The sequence below is a fragment of the Alkalibacterium iburiense genome, assembly GCF_039521845.1.
Classification (GTDB): Bacteria; Bacillota; Bacilli; order Lactobacillales; family Carnobacteriaceae_A; genus Alkalibacterium; species Alkalibacterium iburiense.
Genome location: NZ_BAAACW010000080.1, coordinates 1 through 21528 on the forward strand (window position 1 = coordinate 1; position 21528 = coordinate 21528).

The window sequence follows — 21528 nt, forward strand, 5'->3', positions numbered from 1 at the left end:
TACTCCCACTTATGTTAATCAGAGGAAGTATTTCTCTTTTTTTCTTGTTTTTTCATAAAACTTTTTACACTACCGTTTTCTTCTTACCTATAGTATATCAAATCTCATCGTATTCTTCATTCTTAATTAACTCACTCACTTCAAAGTCTCCTGGATTCAAGGCCAAATATTCTTTTGCTTTTTGAATGTATCCTACTCTGTCCCCATCTTCTCTCAAGAAATACATATATTCTTTCAAAAAGGTAGGAGTTTCTTTGAGATAAGGATAGGCTTTGTCGTAGTGTTCCCGAGCTCGGTCGAAAACTTCCAGTTCGTTATATATGACGGCACTGTTCCAGAAAAGCTGCGGATCTTCTTCTCCACTCTCTACTTTCTCTTCCACAAGAGGCAAGGCATCTTCATACCGTTCCTGGTTAATAAGCAAATTGGTCAAGTGTAACAAAAGGGAAAGGTTGTCCGGTTCAATAAGCATCGCCTGCTTGTAGAAGTCTTCGGCTTTTGCTTCATCTCCTAAAGCCAGCGCCGCTTCAGCTCCCATACTGTAAAGAGCGGCATTGTGTGTATCGTAATACAAGCCTTCTTCTACACTTTCTAACGCTTTTTTCTCATCATTCAGTTCCAAATACCCTTGAGCTAAGAAGGTGTACACGGATGTGTAGCTTGGATCTAATTCTTTGACTTGACTAAAGAGATCATTCGCTCGTTCGTATTCTTTTTGCTGAAAATAGATATAGCCTAGCTGGAATAAATGGTCGCTTGTTTCTTTGACTTCCACAGCTTCTTTCAAATAGCCTTCTGCTTCAGCCCATTCTCCTATTGCACCGTAAGCATTTCCTAGTCGTCCATAAATACTTGTCCCGGCAAATTCTGTGTGATTTTGAATCAAAAGCTCCTCATAAGAAGCAATCGCTTCTCTATAATCACCAGAGGCAAATAAAAGCTCAGCTAAAGCAAAGTCAATGACGGGTTCATTCGGGAGTAAGGATTTAGCTTCCAAAAGCTTTTGTTTAGATACTTCTGGTAAATCCAGTACTTGATAATAATCCGCCGCCACAAGTAGAGACTGCGGATAATAGGGACTGGCTTCGTCGACCTGATCAATCCATTCAAAAGCTTCCAGTTCATTCCCTTCTTCAATCGCCAATTCGGCTAAAGTCAATTTCAACCCATCGTTTTCGTCTACTGTTAGGAGATGCGTAACCACCCGTTTCGTTTCTTCTAAAAAACCCAAATCAAATAGGGTTTCTGTTAAGGCATATAATTCTTCCAGTGTATCTCTCTCTAAAGCTAGTTCTAATAGGTCTTCTGCTTTAGATAACTGTTCATTTTGAATCGCTTCTATCATCTGATTTGAATAAGACAAGAGACATCCCCTTCTTTACCTGATTATCTATTCATTTTAACATACACGAGAGGCATCGTCATATAGATTCAGAAGGATAAGACATAAAAGTAGGAAATAGACTGAGATTTATGTAAACTGAACCTATTATAAGAAAGGTGGCCTGTGTTATGTATGAACTTGATTCACATCATGATCATCGTTTTGCCTCAATCTATCATTGGATAGGCATCGTTATTGTCTGTGCAGCTTCAATCCCTTTGCATTTTGTATACGAATGGACGGAAGAAAATGTTGTGGCAGGACTCTTTACCCCTATCAATGAAAGTATTTGGGAGCATTTATAACTGGTGTATTGGCCTTTACTGCTTTGGTGGGGGCTGGGTTATCTCTTGTTTAAAAACAAATACCGATTGTCACTAGCCAATTGGGTGACTTCTGCCATGCTAGCGATTCTTATCAGTATGGTGTTTATCACTTCCTGGTATTATGTTTGGACAGAAGCCTTTTTAGTGGAATCCTCCATTATTGACGTGGGGTCTTTATTCATCGCTGTCCCCCTTGCTCAGCTCGTGGCTATTCATGTTTACAAAAGTCTCACACCCAGACTCATTTACTTATGGCTTTCCAGCATCATCTTAGTCTCTTTAGCTGGACTGTTTCTATACTTTACCTTTAATGCTCCTGATTTACCCTTCTTCATTCCACCTAGCGGGTAACAGGTCAAACAAAAAAGGACCTATCCGATTGTATCAACGGAAAGGTCCTTTTTTATTACTCTTCATTTAAAATGTTTTTGACTCGTCCGACTTGATTGCCTTCTTCCAGCATGACTTTAATGCCATGAGGGTGATTGGGGCTGTTTGTCAGAATCTTTTTTACATGTCCTCGCGTTAACTGACCACTTCTCTGGTCTTTTTTTAAGACTATATCAACTAGCGCACCTACTTTGATGTCCGCTCTTTTCTTACCATCCATAGTAACTCTCTCCTTTACTTCAACCAGTATAACACAGTGAAGAGGCTAAGGTGACTGGCGATACATCATCTCTAACATAAAATGAGCGATATAGGAAGACTCGCCTTGCTTTTGAATAGATAGTGTCGAGACAGACCATAGTCGGTCTTCATTCATCAGCGAGTCGATATATCTTCTGATAGAATCAATGGACTCACTTTCTAATTCTATCTGATAAATTGATTGAACATACTCTCCTGAAACAGCTTCAATAGCTTGTTGGTCATGAATACGAACAGCATTCGTAATCGAAATAGTATGCGCTTGAGCGGACTGTTCTATACGAACTAACGCTTCACTAATGGCTTCAGAGTCCGGTAAAAAGACAGTGGTCTCTTCGTAAGCTGATTGATTCTCTTCTAAGGCCGCGTCTTCTGGAGGATAAGTCGCAAGCAAACGACTTTGTTCCTCTACAACGAGAGACGAACTTTCAGCGGATAGTTTCATAGGTTCTACCAAGTAACTATAGCCGTAGTAGCCAAGAGCAAACAAAATCATGATAACGACTAGGGACACCAGAAAAGACTCTCTGTTCCAGCTTATTTTCATTCGAGAGCCTCCCCTCTTAATACTTTCTCATTTAAATCAAGGGTCAAATCGACTTGATAGATATCACTTTCGGGATTCATTTGAGTAAGGCGGGTTACGTGGACTCTATTGATATAAGACACGTCATTTAGCTCGTCTATTAGTTTTGAGTGAGCCTCAATTGTCATATTTTCAAGTGACACGAGCAATTGATCCGCCTGGCCTAAATCAAACAGCACCACTCGTTCCTCTTCATTAGTAATAATTTCAGATAATGAGTCGGTTAAATAAACAATGGGATACGCATTTTCTTCAAGTGTAGCTATCGTCTGTCTGTTTTGATTGGTTAAACGCTCGACTCGTTCAATGTCTCTCGACAAAGCCACTTCATCTGCTTGTTGGTGAATGAGGGTCTGGTTCTGCTGGTCGAGTCTCGAATAATAATTACCTTGAAAGAAAAACAGCAGCATCATGATACCAATTCCTATGACAAAAATGAGGAGAATCAGATAGGGAAGAATATTTGTTTCTTTCTTTTCAAATAAGTTAATCTCTATCATGCTTCGCCCTCCTCCACTAATATGTCAGTTTGCTTGTCCTTCATTTTCTTTGTTTTTAGCTTTGGAGTCTTGCTGGTCTTCTTCGTTGATTTCAGTGATAATCCGTAAAGAGAAGCATCTTCCGATTTTAAATTCATTGGTGTATTCAACACATGAATGGGTAGGTCGAACCGCTCTTTTAAAACACCTTCTAAATCAATCATGTTCGGGTAACTCCCAGTTAAAATGACCGAAGAGATACTGCCTTTCCCATTGAGTACAGAAAAGCGGTAAAAGTCCATAAAACGTTCCAAGCCGTCTAATTGATTAGTAGTGAGATGGTCTAATTCTTCATCCGATCCTGTCCACACCCATTGGCCTTCATTTGTTAAAGACCAGGCATGATTCAGTGTTGAGAAACGGGAATGTCTGTTGAAATGCGGGACATCATTAGAAAAGACCGTTATGGACATATCTAGTGGATGCCACTGTAAAACCAGATGATGATCGTCAGGGTTCCCACCTAACAACTGAGTCTCTTTAATGACGCGATACACACTAAGTGCTGAAAAATCGGCTGTTTGAGGTTTCAGTCCAGCTTCTTTTAACGTATCCCAGTATTGCCTGACTTCTTCACTTGGGTATGCAACTAACACGATGCGTTGCGTGTCTTCATTTCTCTCTATTATTTCAAAATCGACTTTAGGGTTATCAAAGGGCAGTCGGATGGATGAGTTGACGTGCAAATCCACATAATCCTTTGCTTCACTTGGAGACAATTGAACAGGGATGTCTTCATGCCTAATGGTCACAAAATCATCCGGAAGCAAAATGGATGCTTTAGCATTCTTCCATTTTTTCTCTTTGACTAGTGCATCTAATCGTGTTTTCACAAGAGGAACATTTTCGACTCTTCCCTCGATTAAGATGGGTGTATCAAAGACTAATTCTCCATTATCAACAATCACCTTATGTTGAATGTCCAGCGCTAAGTAATGAATACTCTTATCGTAGAAACGAAGATAGATATGAGGTTTAGATTTAAATAACATGCGATTTCCTCCAAAAACGTGACGAGTTATAATAAAAAGTTAAGATACCATTGAATGATTGAGTTGCCGAAAAAGTAGACTGTTAAAGCGGCGAATCCGATAAATGGACCAAATGGAATCCGTGATTTTCTAGTAGCTTTATTTAACAGCATCATTGAAAGACCATAAAGTGTGCCGTAAATAGTAGATAAAAGGAACAGCAATAAAAACTGACTAAAGCCGAAAACAAAACCAAAAAAGGTATAATATTTTAAATCACCAACACCCATTCCGCCTTTGGAAAACAAAATAATAAGAAAGACCAGAGCAAAGGCAAAAACGGCTCCGACAACCGAAGTCCAATAGGGGGCTAAAGGAAAGAACAATCGGTATAGAATAACCAGAGGTGTATAAAAGATTAGTAATTTATTCGGTATCTTTTGATAAACCCAATCTGAGACGGTAACTGACATCACAAGAGAAATCAGTAATAGTCCAAATAAAGTGTGCCAACTGATACCATAAACTAAGTAAGTGAGTAAAAACAACAGTGCTGTACCTAACTCCATGACAGGGTAAAGTAAAGATATAGACGATTGGCAAGTTGAACATTTTCCTTTTTGTTTAACGAACGAAAAGACAGGAATTAATTCCTGCCAAGTCAACGTTCGGTTACAAACATCACAGTAAGACCGCTTTTGAGTAAACAACGAATCATTCGGTACACGTAGCCCAACGACATTAAAAAAGGATCCGAAGACTAGCCCGTATATGAAAAAGATAAGCCCCAAAGTAAGTGTCATGATATTTCTCCTATGTACAAGAGAAGGTCTCAATAAACAAGAGACCTTCTCTAAATATAATATTAAAGTTAATCTTCAGGGTATCCTTCTAGAGTAAATACTCCATCATCGTTTTTGACTGAAATGCTATCATCTAGTTCGCCTGATCGTTCATCTAGGTATCCTTTTTCTTTTAAAGTTCCGACAGTAACCGGAAATTCAGGTTCGTCTTCTCCAACCTCGTATAGTCTTGCAGCATCTTTAATCAATTCTTGTTCTGCTTCTGAAGCATTCCCTTCAGCTGTACCAATGACGTTACCTATAGTAGGGATCGCAATCGCCACAATAATTCCTAAAATAACAATAACGGCTAAAAGTTCAACAAGTGTGAACCCTTCTTCTTTTTTCATGATTTGTTTGATTTTATTTCTCATTTTTCTTCCTCCTATTTTCTTTTTCCTTATTAGTTCTAAATTAACTAAAATCAGGAATATGTCCCTAATGATATATTGTTAATTCGAACTATTAGTGAATATTTTTGCAACTTTTACAATGTAGAAACTACTTTGACTCCTTTATGTAAGGGTTAGTCCCTGACAATGTAGCATAATTATAATACAGTATGAATGAATTTACAATCTCCTATCACCTTCTTTTGTGTCTAAATTATATTAAATTGTGTTAAACAAACTGAACATGGGAACTACAATAGACAAGACTATGAAACCAACGACTACTGCAAGGAAAATAATTAAAACAGGTTCAATTAACGACTGTAATTTGTCCGAGGCTTCTTCAACTTCCTGATCGTATACATCCGCTACCTTTTTTAACATGTCATCCAATGCTCCACTTGATTCCCCCACTCTAATCATTTGACTAATCAAAGGAGGAAATACCCAATGGTCTTCCATTGGTGTAGCTAATGATTCTCCACGTTCCAAAGATTTTTTACTTCCATCTAAGACTTCTTTAACGACTCTATTCCCTACTACATCGCTTGTAATATCAACTGCCTGTAGTATAGGTACGGAACTGTTAATTAATGAACTTAAGGTTTGAGTCATTCGGGCAAGTGTTGCTTTTTGAATAAATTGACCGATTATTGGAATTTTCAATGACCACTTATCAATATAATAAGCGACTGTTTCTTTTTTCTTTAAAAAGTTAAATAAGAGAATCAAAGTCATCATCAACAGAGCAAAAATCCACCAATAGCGTTGAATCGTATGACTCAAATTCAATACTAATTGTGTAATCAGAGGCAGCTCCGACCCAAAGGATGCAAACATATCACCAAATATAGGAACTATAGCCACAAGTAAAAATATCGTAATGATTAAAGCAAAACTAGCTACAACCATGGGATAAGTTAAAGCGGTAGACACTTTTTGCTTAATCCGGTATTGCTTTTCATAATAAGTAGCCATTCGGTCTAAGACTTCTTCTAACTGTCCACTGACCTCTCCTGACCGTATCATTTGAACCAGTAATTCAGGGAATAATTTGGGATGTTCTTCCAACGCCTGGGACAAGGTGATCCCCTCTTTTAAATCTCTTACTACATCTTCTAGAGCCTCTTTTAATACCTTACTATCTGTCTGCTCGGAAAGTAACTCAATGGCATCCACTAGTAAAATTCCTGCTTCAATCAATGTCGCAAATTGTCTTAAAAACAAGACAAATTCTTTCTGTTTTAAAGGACTTCCAATATAAATCTCTTTACTTAAGATAGAATTTAAAGGTTCAACTTCAAAAACAATAAGATTCATATGATTCAATTCATTTAATGCTTCTTTTTTTGAGGGACTTTCGATTTTTCCCTTTATAGTCTGTCCATCTTTAGCTTTTGCTTTATAAGCGTATGTTGCCAATACCCTACCCCCTTTCTATTTACTGCCCGATAACGAATGGCAAGAGTTCTAATTCACTAATTTTTCTTTCGCTAATCAATTGTCTCATGCTCATTTCCATTGTATGCATTCCCATTTCTTTTGAGGTCTGCAGAACGTTTGGAATTTGATGCATTTTTTCATTACGTATGAGGTTCTTGATAGCCGGATTATTTATTAATAACTCCGTCGCTGGCACTCTTCCACTTTCTTGAACGGTTGAAAATAGCCGCTGAGACAATACACCAATGAGGACATTCGCAAGCATTGATCGAACCTGATTCTTTTGATGGACAGGAAAAACATCAATAATTCGGTCAATCGTTCCTGTTGTATCTTGAGTATGTAAGGTCCCCATAACCAAGTGTCCTGTTTCAGCTGCGGTTATCGCGGTTGAAATAGTATCTAAGTCTCGTAATTCCCCAACTAGAATAACGTCAGGATCCTGCCTTAAACTCGAACGCAAGCCATCTTTAAAAGACAGTGTATCGAATCCTACTTCTCGCTGCTCTATAATCGATTGATTGTGAGAATGTAAATACTCAATTGGATCCTCCAATGTGATGATATGCCGATTCATCGTTTGATTCATGTAATCAATCATAGAAGCTAGAGAGGTACTCTTCCCACTGCCTGTCGGTCCAGTCACCAGGATGAGTCCGTGGGGCTTTTTTACAAGTTCTTTTAATTGCTTAGGCAGACCTAAGCTATCGATTGAAGGAATATCTCTTGGTATCACTCGAAAGGCTAAAGACAGAGCATTACGTTGATAAAAAATATTGACTCGAAAACGCGATACTCCCGCAATTCCGTAAGAAAGGTCCACTTCTCGTTTAGTCTCTAATTCTTTCCATAGCTTTTCATTTAAAATAGACCGTGCCATTTCCAGGGTATCATCTGGCATCAATTTGTCTACTTTTTCTGGCATCAATGTACCATTTATCCTGAAAACTGGCGGTGAACCCGCTACTAAATGGACATCGGATGCTTCTTTATAATTAGCAGCTGTCAGTAGTGCATTTAAACGTTCCATTTATTTACCCCTTATTCATTTAATGAAGCCACTCGCATGACTTCTTCGAGAGTCGTCTTACCTTCTTTTACTTTTTCTAAACCATCATCAATTAAAAAGCGCGTACCTGTTTCTTGAACGTGTTTTCTAATGTCTTGCATGGAGGCTTGATTCATCATGAGTTGTTTAATATCGTCACTAATGACAATCAACTCATGAATAGCCATTCGTCCACGGTAACCGGTATGACGACATCTGTCGCAACCTTTTCCACTAGTCACTTCTTCTATCGTTTGGTTTCTTCTTCGGAAAATATCTTTTTCAATAGGACTAGCTTTTCTCGTATATTCACAGTCCTTACAGACTCTTTTTACTAAGCGTTGGGCCATCACTCCACTTAAGGAAGACACGACCAGGTATGGTTCAACCCCCATATCGAATAAACGAGGAATAGCTTCAATTGCGCTATTGGTATGCAAGGTACTGAAGACCAAGTGACCAGTTAAAGAAGCACGAATACTAATTTCCGCTGTCTCTTTATCTCTAATTTCCCCTACCATAATGATGTTCGGATCTTGCCTTAATATAGAACGCAATCCTGTAGCAAACGTTAGCCCAACGGCTGAATTCACTTGGACTTGGTTGATGCCTTCCAATTGATATTCTACCGGGTCTTCTACCGTCACTATATTCACTTCTGAACTATTCAATTCATTGATCGACCCATAAAGTGTCGACGATTTTCCTGAACCTGTGGGTCCAGTAATTAACACTAAACCTGCGGGTTCTTTAATCAGTTTTTGATACTGATTCAGTGTTTCGGGGTGTAACCCGATGTCAGCTACTTTATTAAAAACATTCGACATATCCAAAATACGGATAACCACTTTTTCACCAAAAACTGTTGGTAAAGTTGACACGCGTAAGTTAATTTTTTTATTAAGAAAAACAGTGCTGATTCGTCCATCTTGAGGGAGTCGAGTTTCAGTAATGTTGAGTCCAGCCATAATTTTAATACGGGCAACTAAAGAACCCATAATAGATTTTGGGAGTGTACGATCATTTCTTAATACCCCATCTACCCTATAACGTACAGATACAGTAGATTCTTGTTGGTCTAAATGTATGTCAGAAGCATGCATGGCTACTCCAGTTTCTAGTAATTGATCAAAGATACGAATAGCAGGAGCGTCTTGACCTTCAATCTCACTGACATCAACTTCGTTACTGTCATATAAGCGATTAATAGTTTGAAGGATATCATCCTTAGCAGCGATGACAGGCATCACATTATACCCCGTCATTAACTCTAAATCTTCAATAGCATAGAAGTCCAAGGGATCGTGCATGGCTACAATTAAACGAGCATTTTCTTTACTAATCGGTATTAGCAAGTGGTCACGGGCATAATCCTTAGACACCAATTCTGTTAGCTTTTCATCAATCGGATACTGATAAAGAGAGACACTTTTTAGTTTCAACTGAATTTCGAGCACATCTAAGAGTTGCTTCTCAGTAATATACCCTTGGTCAACTAGGGCATCTCCCAACTTTTGGTTACCTTTTTTATGCTCAAGTGCTTCAACAATTTGAATTTCTGTAATTAGGCCAGCTTCTTTAAGCAAGTCACCTAATTTTTTTCGTTTTTGCATTAGGTTCACTCCCTTCTTTGTTATGGTTCTTTTGTAGGTTCTGAGCTTATAATATCTTCTATATCCGGAATGATTATTTCTTCTTTCACTGGTACTCCACCAAAAGGGAAGAGCTTATGATCGTACTCTTCGTGTTTTATGGATGTACCTCCATCGAGACTAATAGAATCAGTGATTAGAATCCCTTTAAAGTTCGCTCCTCCTATAACTTCTACTTTAGATTTTGGTGCTAAGATAAGAGGACTACTTGAAGATCCTCCTGACAGTTTCACTTTTCCTCCGCCAGTTGCTATAGGTCCAAATGTTTTAACACCACTACCAATACTTATATCAGCTTGTTTAAAAAACAGTGAGGCATATAAATTTATACTGCCACCAAAATCAAATTCATTGTCATTTTCATAATAAATTAAAAATTTGTTACTCTCTCCACTTTTATTGATTGAGCCAGAACCAAATGTCATTTCATCTCTGACAAACATTGAAAAAAACTCAGTATTTATTGTATCAAGATGGCCATTATTGTGTTCCATGTTATTAGTATGGAGATTGACATTATTAATGTCTTTAAAAGCTAAATTACCGCTATTTAAAGAATATTTATTTTGCGCAAAAATATTAACTTTATTGCTGTTTGAAAATGTGCTACTTATATTACTAAAGTCAATACTTTTTGAGTGTAATTGTATATTATCAGTAGTTTTTATTTTAAGATTTACATTATCAAATTTCATATTTTCTTTAGCTGATAAACTGATACTTTTCATTGTGTTGAAATTTGTCTCTTTACCTTTGATATCTATTTCATTTGCATACATTTTAAAACTGCTTAAATTATGCACATCAAAATCACTTTGACTGATAGTAACTTTTTCTTTAACAAAAACATTTACGTTTCCAGTCCCACTAATTACCAATGCTCCATTAGAAATATTAATATTGTCAATATATATTGAAACATCGTTGCTACCAGTATTTATAAAAAGTTGTTTTGGACTGCTAACTACGATATTTCTAATTTTAGTATCTTCTGAAATGTTTATTTCATATTTATCAGTTATATAATTATTATGAAGAACATTCCCATTATTAACTATTTTGTGAATATTTCCATTCATTGGATGCCGTACAATATCATCCTTTATAAAATTAGTGGGAGCCATCGGATAATTACGAAAGTCAGGGTAATCATCATATTCAGGAAAACTATTAACTATACTATAATATTCACCCCATGGAATCGTTTTTTCCATTACTGCAACATGTAAATCACCTATGTGATTATACCAATCAGGATACTTGTATACTTGCTTTTCTTCTATAGAGTCATTGTAAAAAGTTGTTCCATTGTATCTTCTACCACCTCCATCTATAACAAAAGGGAAGCTTTCTGATGCGTCTATATAAACATCATCATAAATAGAAGCGCCACCTACTAATTTAATACTATTTTTTGCTATTAAAGATGTCTTTGCTGGAATAGATGGTAAAGTTCCTACACCGTCTCCATCATCTTCATTTCCAATCCAACTCACTGTGACTTCTTTTTGAGCAGTTCTCGAATGGTTTCCAATGGTTGAAACAGATTCAATTGTATAAACACGTGGATTTGCATCATCGTCTGGCGGAACAATGTTTATATTAGCTTTTGGATCATAACCAAATTGAGTTTTAAATTCGTTATATGTTGATATTTCACTTTCAAATTTTTCTTCAATCGCTCCAAAGAAAGTGTCCTGATTAATGTCCGGATTATACATTTCTTTAACTATAGACTTCATGTCTTCGTAAGCTAAATTAGCACCTGCTTCAGCTATGTAGTAGGCAGAAATGGAATCACGATTGGTATGGCTCATTCTGTGGCCGCTTATCGTAATGGTGCCAATAGAAATCCCGAGTACTAAAAGGACCATGAGAGTCATTATAGCAAGAATAAGTCCACTTCCTTCTTCCTTTTTCAGCCAATTACTCACCGGCTTCGCCTCCGATCAAAGGATCTCTCAAATAAATAGTTGTTTCATACTCTTCTCTTTGATTCATTTGGTTAGGAGTACTTTTAATTATGATGTGGATACGATTGTCTTTCTCTAATTCAATCACATCAAAAGTCTCAACGCGTGAACTGATAATAGTGTTATTTTTTTTGAGGTTGGTATCATCTAATATATATATATTTCCATCAATATTTAACTCAGTTTCACTAATGACCAAGTTTTTTGCTGATCGTGCTTCTCTTGATATTAGCGCTAAACTATATCTTAAATCATTAGACTGGCTATTTGCTTCGGTTTGACTTGAAAATTGTTTTTGTCCAAATATATGGACAGAACCTATTAGAATAATCACGACACTTAAAAGAGCTAAACTCGCTAGCAGTTCAATCAGTGTGATGCCTTCTTCATTTTTAAACCATTTACTCATCAGCTTCAGTCCTATCGAAGGGCAGTCGGTTTTCCATTATCGCTTTGCGTGCAGAGTCATCATCTGTATCTCCTTCAAACACTTCCACGATAACAGCATAGAGTTCATTAGTGTCTTCTTTATATGAAATTTTAACTGTGTAAGGTGACTCATAGTTTATCGACTCACCATCGTCAAAATCGTCTGGAATTATTCCGTTAGAAGATAAATAAACTTGTTCTTCCATTTCTTCTTGGGCCAGAAAAGTGGCTTCATCTACTTCACTGGTTCGACTCGTTGTTCTTGCTGATTGAATAAAAAAGCCAAGAAAGGATGCGACAATTAGAGTTAAAATGGCCAGCGAGGCTAATAACTCTATTAATGTCACACCCGATTCATCCGAAAGGCCGGTGATTATTTTTTTATGCTTAACCATACTGATAACTCCTCATTTGAGCAACCGTAACTTTATTTCGTCCTTTTTGTTTAGATCCAATATACATGGCTCTATCCGCTAAGGTAATTAACTCATCCGGATCGACACTATCAGTCGGGTGAGTCGCTACTCCTAAACTGGCCGTCACAGATATAGTTTCTTTCTTTTCTGAATTAATAGAATGGCTAATTATAAACTGATGGTGTTCAATCTGCTCTCTTACTTGTTCAGCATATTCTTCGGCCTCTTTTTTAGTGTAGTTGGGCAATAGAATAACAAACTCTTCTCCCCCGTAGCGGGCCACAGATATTTCATCATCAGTAAAAGAATCTAGCATGTTACCCATATGCTTTAACACTTCATTCCCTGCTTGATGGCCATAGGTATCATTCGTTTGTTTAAAGTGATCTAAATCCAAAACAATGAGCGAGACTGTATTGAAATATGACGTGTTAAGAGCTCTTTCCAGCTTTTTGGCAAACCCTTTTAAATTAGGTAAGCCTGTTAAGTAGTCGGTCTCTGCATCTTCTTCCAACAATTCATATTGATTAGCATTATCAAGTGCAATCGTAAAGTATTGATGAAATATTTCTATTAAGGCAATTAGCATATTTGTATACATGTTTTTTATGTGGTGAGTAATCAATATAACCCCGTCCACTTGATTATGACGTTTAACAGGTAACACAAGGGCACTTTCTGATAGTTTTAAATAGTCCATTGTGTTGAGCGCCTTCCAGTCAATGGCACGAGTGTAACATTGAATTTCCGAAGAGTTAATCGCCTGCTCAATAAAGAAAAAGTCGGATCGAGAGACTTTTTCATTGATAAAGTTAACCCCTCCATCTTCAATATATATTCTTTCTCTTACTAAATTCCCATCATCTTTCAATGAAAAATAGCATAATGTTTTTGATGGAAAAATAGTTGCTAATGAATGTAAGTATGTATCAATGACCTCATTTTTAGATTTCTTTTCCGCTAACTCCTGAGACGCTAAATTTACTCTTCTTAGATAATTATTGTTTTCACGGCTTTTGTAAAACATGTTCATTCCAATTGTCATAGTGACAAAAGGTAAAGAACCAATAACTACTCCAATTAAATGCAATTCTTCATATAAATAAACTAAAATAAACGACAAAGGGGCAATAAAGAAATTAGTATAAAGCGTGAAATAGAAATCTTCGTCGAATAGCACTCTGTCGTTCCTTCTATAAAAGTAACGATTTGTTAAATAGATAAGTACTTGATTACTCATCAAGTTAGCAAATAAATAGGCTAAAACAGCAATAATACTAATGTTATAGACGTTAGTTTCTCCTACAAGAGCTTCAATTATGTAATAGGTCTGGGCTGAAACTAATGAAACTACATGAAAAATGAGTAAGTTCAATGGGTATCGGAAATGATCATCCCATTTAATATCTGACTTAGCCATTAACGTGATGACAGCTAAACTTGTCACAATCATTTCAGCATGTAAGCCTAAAATTATAAGGGTCGCTACAGAAATTCCACTAATTAAAAAGAGGATTGATTTTTCTGTCTGAATTGGAAATAAGGCAACTAATATACCTAAGGCAGCAAATAAAAGAAACTCTATAGAAAAAACGGACTCGACTCGTCTACTATAGTGATAAACTATAGAATAAAGAATTGGAGCGAGTAATAAATATACAAGCCAAACACTATATTTTCTTTTTTTAGAAATCATTTTACCCACCACCATTTTATGTATTCGCTCTCAAAAGCCTATTATGTTCGCTTAATTGTATACCATAATCAGTACCCTGTCAATTACACGTAATTAGAGATAGATTGTGAACTGTAATCATTATTATCCTTTTTATTAAATTATTAATCACATCTTATGAATTATTATTACATCTGTTAAAAAGATAATAGTACTCACTATAAAAACGTACCAAATTGTTCAACTATTTGTAATGAACCAAAAACCATGAACAGATATTAATCCTTCATGGTTTTCTTATTTATAAGATCAACTATTTTTTCAGGTGTAACTGGGCGGCTGTAATAATAGCCTTGTCCAAACTGACAATGATTGTCTTTTAAAAAGATAGACTGTTCTTTACTTTCTATCCCTTCTGCAACAATACTAAAATTTAAACTTTTGCCCATTTGAATCATTGTTTTAACTAATGAGGCTGTATTGGCTTTAGACACAATGTGTTCGATAAATGATTTGTCAATTTTTACCATATCCACAAACATATTATTTAGTACACTTAAAGAGGAATAACCTGTACCGAAATCATCTATTGCGACTCGCACGCCATAATCATGCAACTCTCGGATGATGCGATTAGCATGTTCTTCATTTTTCATAACTGTCTCTGTAATTTCTATAATTAAATAATTGGGGTCTAAATCATAAAGCTCTACTACATTCTGAACACGTTTAAATAAGTAGGGATCTTCAAACTGAATCGGTGAAACATTAATCGAAATATGCAAGTCTAAATTGGAAGAATGCCACTCTTTTGTTTGTCTGACCGCTTCATGAAGAACCCAGTAGCCAATTTCATTAATCATACCTGATTCTTCAGCAATGGGAATGAACTCATTAGGAGGAACTAACCCTAGAATCGGATGTTTCCATCTCAGTAAAGCTTCTACTCCGTAAATATTACCGGTTTGAATTTCTACTTTGGGTTGATAAACTAAGAACAATTCGTTATCAGCTAGGGCTTCTTTTAATCCGAATTCTATTCTTCTTTTTCTCTCTATTGCCGCTGCATCAGCTGATACAAAAAGGTGGAAGTTGTTTTTCCCATTTTGTTTGACTTTGTACATAGCAATTTCGGCTTGTTGTAATAAGGCATCCATGTCCTGAGCATTTTCAGGGTAGCGACTAATGCCTATACTTGCGGTTACATATAATGTTGAATTGTTAATTTTAAATGGCTTGCTAAATAAGTCGACTATATCTTTACCAACTTGAATACTCTCTTCTTCAGAAATTTCACCTATTAAAAGATAAATTTCATCTTCACTTTCTCTAGCAATGAGTGCACTATCTCCTAACAATGTGCGCAGTCTTTCCGTCACTTTTATTAAGACTTCGTCCCCTGCATTTCTACCATACAATTCGTTAATGGTTCTGAAGCGATCAATATCTAATATGTAGACAGCGACTTCAATTGTATTCTTGTTGTCAGTTTGTGAGGATAAGAATTTTTCAAATTCTTTTGTCAGTTTGACTCGGTTCGGCAATTCAGTTAATAAATCAAAGTATGTCACTTTATGTAATTCTTTTTGATTTTGCTCAACAGTTTCTAGTAGTTCTTTCTTACTCAATTTCTTGAATTTCTGCTGCAACTTCTTTATCCAAGACTTTGATCGTTCTTCGTCCGTGACAGAATCTGAATCAGATATGAAAGAAAAAATAAACTTTCGCTTGTTGAGGTTTTTTACTCTAAGAATAGATAAGATAATAACTATAGATGTACTAAGTACTTGAATAACCATCCGCATGAACGGACTATTAAATAAAGTCATATTAACTGGTGCTCCTTAATGATTATTTTTGAAAATAAGAACAGCAAATAAAATAGATAATTTATTGTATCGTAACATAATTTGGTACGAATTCTTTAATATATATAGACATAAAATGAATATTTATTATAGATACTTTTTTGCTATTCCAATAAAACGCTTCAGTTCACCTCTAAAGGTTACTATCGGCATATTTATTTATATATTAAGTTAATTATTCAATTTTGTTATCTGCATACAAAAAAGCCAGATCATACTGACATGATCTGACTTCTTAAGTTTAAAATTATCCAACGTAAAAATCTCCGTATTTAGCATTGATAATTAATTGAACATGATTTTTAGATCGGTCACTGATGACTCTGCCATTTTCTAGTTCAATGACTCTTGCCGGCAATCGGTCAATATAGGAGTAATTGTGAGTAGCCATTATCACCGCAGTCCCTCTTTGGTTAATCTTATGCAGGAGTTTGACCATATCAAAACCTGTTCTCGGATCAAGATTAGCTGTCGGTTCGTCAGCAATCAGTACTGCTGGCTCGTGGACAATTGCTCTTGCGATGGCTACGCGCTGTTGCTCTCCACCTGAACAGTCTGAAGGATAATCGAGTGCTTTGTGTTTCAGATTGACTGTGTCCAAGGCATCCATTACTTTGGACTCAATGTCAGATGGATGGTGTCCAGTCACCTCTAAAACATAAGCAATGTTTTCAAATAAGGTTTTATGTTCGAGCAAGCGAAAATCCTGGAAGACAACACCTAACTTTCGTCTTAAATAGCAAAGGTGTTTAGATTTCAAGTGATTGACAAAGTATTCCTCTACGGCTACTATCCCTTTATTTGGTTTAACCTTTCCATATAACAGATCGATTAAAGTTGTTTTTCCAGATCCGCTTTTACCAACAATATAGACAAATTCATTCTGTTCAACCGATAATGAAACATCCACTAACGCATGCGTCTCTTTTTTATATGTCTTAGATACATCTTTTAGTCGAATCATAGGGTGGCTCCTTGCTCATTAGGTAAACTGATTAATTAACGAATAGATTTCATCTGTGCTTTGAGTGACTTTAGCGTTTAACGAATACGCTCTTTGAGACATAATCATGTCAGTAAAGCTTTGAGCTAAGTCAACCGTTGACTCTTCAATATGACCACTTAGAATATCTCCAAAGGCTTCTGTGTTAGTCGCGGAGTTAAGTAACGTGGCTCCCTCATTGATACGGTAGAGATTGCCACCTGATGGAGTTAATCCGCTAGAATCAGTAGGTAAAAACAACGGAATTTGATCAGTAGAAAGAGTTTGTCCATCAAGGACTTGCCCATTCATTTCCAATCGGTAACCTTGGTCATTGACGACTTCATTTTGACTATTCAAATGAAAGGCTCCGTCTCGTGTGAGTAAGAGTTCATTGTTTTCATCTCTCACACCAAAAAATCCATTTCCTCCAATAGCTAAATGCAGAGGGTCACCGGTGTTAGTTAAACTTCCTTGAGTATAGGCAGCCTTACTTTCCGCTAGTCTGACACCCATCCCATTAGACAATTCTCCGGCATTTTCAGATATCCGAGCATCTTGTTCATTGACTGTATTATGTAATAACTCAGAGAATTGAACCGATTGTTTTTTATAACCAATGGTATTGACGTTCGCAATGTTATGGGCAATATGATTCATTTTCTGCTGGTGAGTTTTCATGGCACTTTTAGAAATATTATATGGAATTCTCATATACAACTTGTCTCCTTCTAGTTATTACGTCCGTCCTACTTCTTGAGTCGCTTTTCTTAACGTCTCATCTGTGGATTGCAACACTCTCTGGTTAGCTTCGAATTCTCTAGATATTTGAAGCATATTTGTCATAACATCTACCATATCGACATTCGAAGACTCCACATACCCTTGATCTATTTGAAATCCTTGTCCGACAGGTATGCCGTTTGCCCCTTGAAATAAGGTGCCCCCTTCACTGGTTAAGCCATTCGGATCGTCAAACTGAGTTAGGTATAAAAACTGAGGGGCTTGGTTGGCTGTATGAACAAAGCCATAGGAATCCACATTAAAAGTATGCTCTAGGTCTGTTCCAACTGATATAGGTGTCATACCTCCATTAGGTTCAATACCTAATACTTCATAGCCTTCTTGAGTAATCAAATTGCCCTCATCATTAACAGTAAAGTTTCCGTTTTTTGTGTAGTAAAGATCGCCTGCCTGGTTTCTTACAGTGAAAAAGGCATCCCCGTTAATAGCTAAGTCGGTTTTATTGTCCGTGGATTGTAGCCCTCCACTTGAAAAGTTACGAACCGCTTCATCCAACTGATTGCTGAAAACAATGTCTCCTATGTCTCTTCTCTGATTGGCCTCTATCCCACCTGTGTAGTTATGGACGCCTACATTTTCGGTCGTACTCGACAGGAGTGTTTGGGATTTGTACCCAGGTGTGTTTGTATTGGCCGCATTTGCTGCTAAGTTTTTCTGTTTTTCAGTCAGCACGTTAAAGCTATTGGTTAAGGTTTGTAACCCTCTAATCATCTGCATACACCCTTCCGATGGTTTCTCTTAATTTCAATAATGTTTTCCCATGTATCTGTGACACTCTTGGGATGGAAATATCATAAATATAGGCGACTTCTTTCATACTTAATTCTTCAAAATAAATCAGCTGAAGGATTTGCTGTTCTCTTTCAGGCAAAGTTTTTATAGCTTCTTCCATATAAGCTAACTGTTCATTTTTTATGACCTTCTCTTCTGCTTTAGGAGAGGAATCATCTTTTAAAAATTCCATTAAATTACTTTCACTTGACGAACTTTCAAATAACACATCATCTAAAGAGACGTCTGCCAATTGATGAACGGATTCATAAATTTTCTTCAGCTCTTCGATTGTAATGGATAGGTGTTTGCAAATCTCTTTTTCAGTCGGTTTACGTAATAAAGCTTGTTGTAAGTGATTAACCGCGTCATAGTAGTCGTTCACTGCTTTAATTTTTCCGCGCGATAAACGAGATGTTTTACGAATTTCATCGATAATTTGTCCTTTAATCCGAGTGTAGGCATAATTTATAAACGGGACATTCAATGATTCGTTATACCGTTCAATGGCATTCATCAAGCCAATGACGCCGATATTAACCAGGTCATCATGGTCATATTCTTTATTTTTTATTTTCAACCCATGGACTACTTTATGAACCAAAGGCATATACTGCATCACTTGTTCATTTCGCTGACTCGTTTCCATCATCTATTCCCTCCTCATGCTACTCTATTCATTTATCGAGACAAACCCAACACTTTCAATCGCACAATCATTCGGTATTTCATTTAAAGATAAAACGGCTAATTCTGGAAAGTTGAAAGACAACATATTTTTCATAGCCGGTCTAATCTTTGGTGCCGTCAGCAAGACAAATGGAATCCCTTGCGCTGCCAACATAGCAGTCTGTTCATTAATATTATCAAAAAGTGCGTTCACTTCTTGAGGCTGCAGAACTGGAATGGACCCTTGAGTTGACTTTTGAATACTTGATGCAATGCGTTCTTCTGTATCCGGATGAACAGTCAGGACATGCAACAATCCTTCTCTATCCAAGTGTTCTTTAACAATCGTCCGTTTTAAAGCCTGTCTGACATATTCGGTTAATGTCTCGGGATCTTTTACTGTATTACCGTAATCGGCTAAGGTTTCTAATATAGTGACTAAATCTGTTATCGGGACAGCTTCTTTCAGTAATCGCTGCAGTACTTTCTGCACATCACCAAGTTGCAAGATATCTGGAATCAGTTCATCAATCACCACATTGTACTGGTCTTTAATTCCCTCTAGTAACTCTTTCACTTCCTGACGTCCTAAGAGTTCATCGGCATTTGTTTTCATCACTTCTTTAACATGAGTAACTAAAACAGTCAGTGGATCAACGACAGTATAATCGTGTAATTCGGCAATCTCTTTGTTCTTTTCATTGACCCATAAGGCATCTAAACCAAAAGCCGGTTCTTTAGCTGGTGTTCCGGTGATATCTTCCTCAATGCCACCTGGTTCTACCACTAAGAACTGGTCAGGATATAAAACACCTTGAGCGACTTCATTCCCTTTGATTTTAATCACATAATCGTATTGACCTAACTGGAGGTTGTCACGAATGCGAATAGGGTTTAGTAAAATACCCATTTCATAAGACAATTGTTTTCTGATAGCCGCGATTTGATTGGTTAGATTAGACTGCTGATCTTCATTTGCTAAAGGAATCAATCCGTAGCCAATTTCCACTGCAATTCGGTCCACCTGAAACTGAGAAGCCGTTTCTTCTACTGGTTCAGCTTCTTGAGCTGAAACAGCTTGCACTTGCATAGCTATTTCTTCCTTAACTTTCCCTTTTTGACCCTCATTGACCAAGTAGCCCGATACTCCTAAAGCAACAGCCAATGTCATAAATGGAATAAAAGGAAAGCCTGGTACAAGGGCGAAAACAGCCAAGAGTGTAGCTCCAATAAACATCACCTGAGGAGTGTTAAATAAATCTCCTCCAATGGTGTCTCCTAATCCTTTTTCATTAGCTGTACGAGTAACCAAAATACCCGAAGCAACAGATATCAGTAATGAAGGAACTTGACTGACTAGTCCATCACCAATCGTTAAGATTCCAAAGTGATTAATGGCTTCCATAATTGTAAAGCCGCCTTGAAGAGAGTGAATGGCGATTCCGCCAATTAAGGTAACCAAAGTTATGATGATACCGGCAATGGCATCTCCTTTTACAAACTTACTGGCCCCATCCATTGCTCCATAGAAGTTCGCTTCTTTTTCTAAATTAGATCGTCTAAGTTTGGCTACATCTTCCGTAATGAGACCAGAATTCAAGTCCGCATCAATGGCCATCTGCTTACCTGGCATAGCATCTAAAGTAAATCGAGCTGAAACCTCTGCCACTCGGCTAGCTCCATTTGTCACAACAAGCATCTGAACAATGACGATAATTATAAAGATAACCGCTCCAACGATATAGTTGTTGCCCGCAACAAAGTTACCGAATGTTTCAATTACCTGTCCGGCATCTCCCTCACTTAAAATGAGACGAGTCGAACTGATATTGAGAGAGAGTCGGAACATAGTTGTGATGAGCAACAATGTAGGGAAACTCAGGAATTCTAATACTGAATGAGTGAATAGGGTGAGTACTAAAATAATGATAGCTAAAGAAATATTAAAGACTAAAAGAAAGTCCAATATGATTGGCGGTAGTGGAATAATGATAATTCCAATAACGGATACCACTGCAAAAGCGATAATAACATTTAATGATTCTGTTAATACGATTGGTTTCTTTTTAACGGCTTGATTGTCCACTCATTGTTCACCCATTCTATT

20 protein-coding genes and 1 pseudogene are annotated in these 21528 nt (G+C 36.9%); 1 reads left to right on the forward strand and 20 read right to left on the reverse strand.

The features are described 5' to 3' along the window. Nucleotides 1-97: 97 nt before the first annotated feature. A complete protein-coding gene (locus tag ABDZ53_RS06800; RefSeq protein ID WP_343754915.1) occupies nucleotides 98-1363 on the reverse strand; it encodes a tetratricopeptide repeat protein in 1266 nt (421 codons plus the stop codon). Between the two features lie 149 nt (nucleotides 1364-1512). Here ABDZ53_RS06800 and ABDZ53_RS06805 point away from each other — a divergent pair. After that, nucleotides 1513-2061 (forward strand): annotated as a pseudogene (locus ABDZ53_RS06805) (DUF6512 family protein). A 55-nt stretch (nucleotides 2062-2116) separates the two neighbouring features. Here ABDZ53_RS06805 and ABDZ53_RS06810 read toward each other — a convergent pair. The 19 genes from ABDZ53_RS06810 to flhA all read right to left on the reverse strand — a co-directional run bounded on the left by ABDZ53_RS06810 (nucleotide 2117) and on the right by flhA (nucleotide 21507). Next, nucleotides 2117-2320 (reverse strand): YwbE family protein, encoded by a 204-nt coding sequence (locus ABDZ53_RS06810; RefSeq protein ID WP_343754917.1) that lies wholly within the window; start codon nucleotides 2318-2320, stop codon nucleotides 2117-2119. 45 nt (nucleotides 2321-2365) lie between these two features. Next, nucleotides 2366-2908, reverse strand: coding sequence for a hypothetical protein (locus ABDZ53_RS06815; RefSeq protein WP_343754919.1), 543 nt, complete (start codon nucleotides 2906-2908; stop codon nucleotides 2366-2368). After that, nucleotides 2905-3447 carry a hypothetical protein gene (locus tag ABDZ53_RS06820; protein WP_343754921.1) on the reverse strand — a complete coding sequence of 181 codons (543 nt, stop codon included), beginning with the start codon at nucleotides 3445-3447 and terminating at the stop codon, nucleotides 2905-2907. The genes ABDZ53_RS06815 and ABDZ53_RS06820 overlap by 4 nt, the downstream gene beginning before the upstream one ends. Then, nucleotides 3444-4478, reverse strand: a complete 1035-nt coding sequence (gene pilM, locus ABDZ53_RS06825; RefSeq protein ID WP_343754923.1) for a type IV pilus biogenesis protein PilM — start codon at nucleotides 4476-4478, stop codon at nucleotides 3444-3446. The genes ABDZ53_RS06820 and pilM overlap by 4 nt, the downstream gene beginning before the upstream one ends. A 26-nt stretch (nucleotides 4479-4504) precedes the next feature. Beyond that, nucleotides 4505-5260, reverse strand: coding sequence for a prepilin peptidase (locus ABDZ53_RS06830; protein WP_343754925.1), 756 nt, complete (start codon nucleotides 5258-5260; stop codon nucleotides 4505-4507). A 68-nt stretch (nucleotides 5261-5328) separates the two neighbouring features. Next, nucleotides 5329-5673 (reverse strand): competence type IV pilus major pilin ComGC, encoded by a 345-nt coding sequence (locus ABDZ53_RS06835; protein ID WP_343754927.1) that lies wholly within the window; start codon nucleotides 5671-5673, stop codon nucleotides 5329-5331. Between the two features lie 237 nt (nucleotides 5674-5910). Continuing rightward, complete coding sequence (locus tag ABDZ53_RS06840) at nucleotides 5911-7113, reverse strand: type II secretion system F family protein (RefSeq protein ID WP_343754929.1); 1203 nt, start codon at nucleotides 7111-7113, stop codon at nucleotides 5911-5913. Between the two features lie 19 nt (nucleotides 7114-7132). Further along, nucleotides 7133-8164 (reverse strand): type IV pilus twitching motility protein PilT, encoded by a 1032-nt coding sequence (locus tag ABDZ53_RS06845; protein ID WP_343754931.1) that lies wholly within the window; start codon nucleotides 8162-8164, stop codon nucleotides 7133-7135. Nucleotides 8165-8175: 11 nt separating this feature from the next. Then, nucleotides 8176-9795 (reverse strand): GspE/PulE family protein, encoded by a 1620-nt coding sequence (locus ABDZ53_RS06850; RefSeq protein ID WP_343754933.1) that lies wholly within the window; start codon nucleotides 9793-9795, stop codon nucleotides 8176-8178. A 20-nt stretch (nucleotides 9796-9815) separates the two neighbouring features. Beyond that, complete coding sequence (locus ABDZ53_RS06855; RefSeq protein ID WP_343754935.1) at nucleotides 9816-11768, reverse strand: pilus assembly PilX N-terminal domain-containing protein; 1953 nt, start codon at nucleotides 11766-11768, stop codon at nucleotides 9816-9818. Next, nucleotides 11761-12216, reverse strand: a complete 456-nt coding sequence (locus tag ABDZ53_RS06860; protein WP_343754937.1) for a prepilin-type N-terminal cleavage/methylation domain-containing protein — start codon at nucleotides 12214-12216, stop codon at nucleotides 11761-11763. Before ABDZ53_RS06860 ends, ABDZ53_RS06855 begins: the two co-directional genes overlap by 8 nt. After that, nucleotides 12209-12631 (reverse strand): type IV pilus modification PilV family protein, encoded by a 423-nt coding sequence (locus ABDZ53_RS06865; RefSeq protein ID WP_343754939.1) that lies wholly within the window; start codon nucleotides 12629-12631, stop codon nucleotides 12209-12211. Before ABDZ53_RS06865 ends, ABDZ53_RS06860 begins: the two co-directional genes overlap by 8 nt. Further along, nucleotides 12624-14348 carry a GGDEF domain-containing protein gene (locus ABDZ53_RS06870; RefSeq protein WP_343754941.1) on the reverse strand — a complete coding sequence of 575 codons (1725 nt, stop codon included), beginning with the start codon at nucleotides 14346-14348 and terminating at the stop codon, nucleotides 12624-12626. The genes ABDZ53_RS06865 and ABDZ53_RS06870 overlap by 8 nt, the downstream gene beginning before the upstream one ends. Before the next feature lie 257 nt (nucleotides 14349-14605). Next, nucleotides 14606-16156, reverse strand: coding sequence for a putative bifunctional diguanylate cyclase/phosphodiesterase (locus ABDZ53_RS06875; RefSeq protein WP_343754943.1), 1551 nt, complete (start codon nucleotides 16154-16156; stop codon nucleotides 14606-14608). Between the two features lie 286 nt (nucleotides 16157-16442). Then, on the reverse strand, nucleotides 16443-17159 hold the full coding sequence (locus tag ABDZ53_RS06880) for a cell division ATP-binding protein FtsE (RefSeq protein WP_343754945.1): 717 nt from the start codon (nucleotides 17157-17159) through the stop codon (nucleotides 16443-16445). An 18-nt stretch (nucleotides 17160-17177) separates the two neighbouring features. Beyond that, the gene (locus ABDZ53_RS06885; protein WP_343754947.1) at nucleotides 17178-17891 is read right to left on the reverse strand and encodes a flagellar hook-basal body protein; all 714 of its coding nucleotides are present in this window, start codon (nucleotides 17889-17891) and stop codon (nucleotides 17178-17180) included. A 24-nt stretch (nucleotides 17892-17915) separates the two neighbouring features. Then, nucleotides 17916-18692 carry a flagellar hook-basal body complex protein gene (locus tag ABDZ53_RS06890; protein WP_343754949.1) on the reverse strand — a complete coding sequence of 259 codons (777 nt, stop codon included), beginning with the start codon at nucleotides 18690-18692 and terminating at the stop codon, nucleotides 17916-17918. Continuing rightward, a complete protein-coding gene (locus ABDZ53_RS06895; RefSeq protein WP_343754951.1) occupies nucleotides 18685-19404 on the reverse strand; it encodes a sigma-70 family RNA polymerase sigma factor in 720 nt (239 codons plus the stop codon). The genes ABDZ53_RS06890 and ABDZ53_RS06895 overlap by 8 nt, the downstream gene beginning before the upstream one ends. Nucleotides 19405-19425: 21 nt before the next feature. Further along, nucleotides 19426-21507, reverse strand: a complete 2082-nt coding sequence (gene flhA / locus ABDZ53_RS06900) for a flagellar biosynthesis protein FlhA (protein ID WP_343754953.1) — start codon at nucleotides 21505-21507, stop codon at nucleotides 19426-19428. Nucleotides 21508-21528 lie beyond the last annotated feature (21 nt).

Bases quoted from the DNA above. Each gene is read 5' to 3' on its own strand.
- ABDZ53_RS06895 (WP_343754951.1), bottom strand. From the start codon at position 19,404: ATGATGGAAACGAGTCAGCGAAATGAACAAGTGATGCAGTATATGCCT.
- pilM (WP_343754923.1), bottom strand. From the start codon at position 4,478: ATGTTATTTAAATCTAAACCTCATATCTATCTTCGTTTCTACGATAAG.
- ABDZ53_RS06875 (WP_343754943.1), bottom strand. From the start codon at position 16,156: ATGACTTTATTTAATAGTCCGTTCATGCGGATGGTTATTCAAGTACTT.
- ABDZ53_RS06820 (WP_343754921.1), bottom strand. From the start codon at position 3,447: ATGATAGAGATTAACTTATTTGAAAAGAAAGAAACAAATATTCTTCCC.
- ABDZ53_RS06890 (WP_343754949.1), bottom strand. From the start codon at position 18,692: ATGATTAGAGGGTTACAAACCTTAACCAATAGCTTTAACGTGCTGACT.
- ABDZ53_RS06885 (WP_343754947.1), bottom strand. From the start codon at position 17,891: ATGAGAATTCCATATAATATTTCTAAAAGTGCCATGAAAACTCACCAG.
- ABDZ53_RS06835 (WP_343754927.1), bottom strand. From the start codon at position 5,673: ATGAGAAATAAAATCAAACAAATCATGAAAAAAGAAGAAGGGTTCACA.
- ABDZ53_RS06850 (WP_343754933.1), bottom strand. From the start codon at position 9,795: ATGCAAAAACGAAAAAAATTAGGTGACTTGCTTAAAGAAGCTGGCCTA.
- ABDZ53_RS06815 (WP_343754919.1), bottom strand. From the start codon at position 2,908: ATGAAAATAAGCTGGAACAGAGAGTCTTTTCTGGTGTCCCTAGTCGTT.
- ABDZ53_RS06810 (WP_343754917.1), bottom strand. From the start codon at position 2,320: ATGGATGGTAAGAAAAGAGCGGACATCAAAGTAGGTGCGCTAGTTGAT.
- ABDZ53_RS06870 (WP_343754941.1), bottom strand. From the start codon at position 14,348: ATGATTTCTAAAAAAAGAAAATATAGTGTTTGGCTTGTATATTTATTA.
- ABDZ53_RS06845 (WP_343754931.1), bottom strand. From the start codon at position 8,164: ATGGAACGTTTAAATGCACTACTGACAGCTGCTAATTATAAAGAAGCA.
- ABDZ53_RS06865 (WP_343754939.1), bottom strand. From the start codon at position 12,631: ATGGTTAAGCATAAAAAAATAATCACCGGCCTTTCGGATGAATCGGGT.
- ABDZ53_RS06830 (WP_343754925.1), bottom strand. From the start codon at position 5,260: ATGACACTTACTTTGGGGCTTATCTTTTTCATATACGGGCTAGTCTTC.
- ABDZ53_RS06860 (WP_343754937.1), bottom strand. From the start codon at position 12,216: ATGAGTAAATGGTTTAAAAATGAAGAAGGCATCACACTGATTGAACTG.
- ABDZ53_RS06880 (WP_343754945.1), bottom strand. From the start codon at position 17,159: ATGATTCGACTAAAAGATGTATCTAAGACATATAAAAAAGAGACGCAT.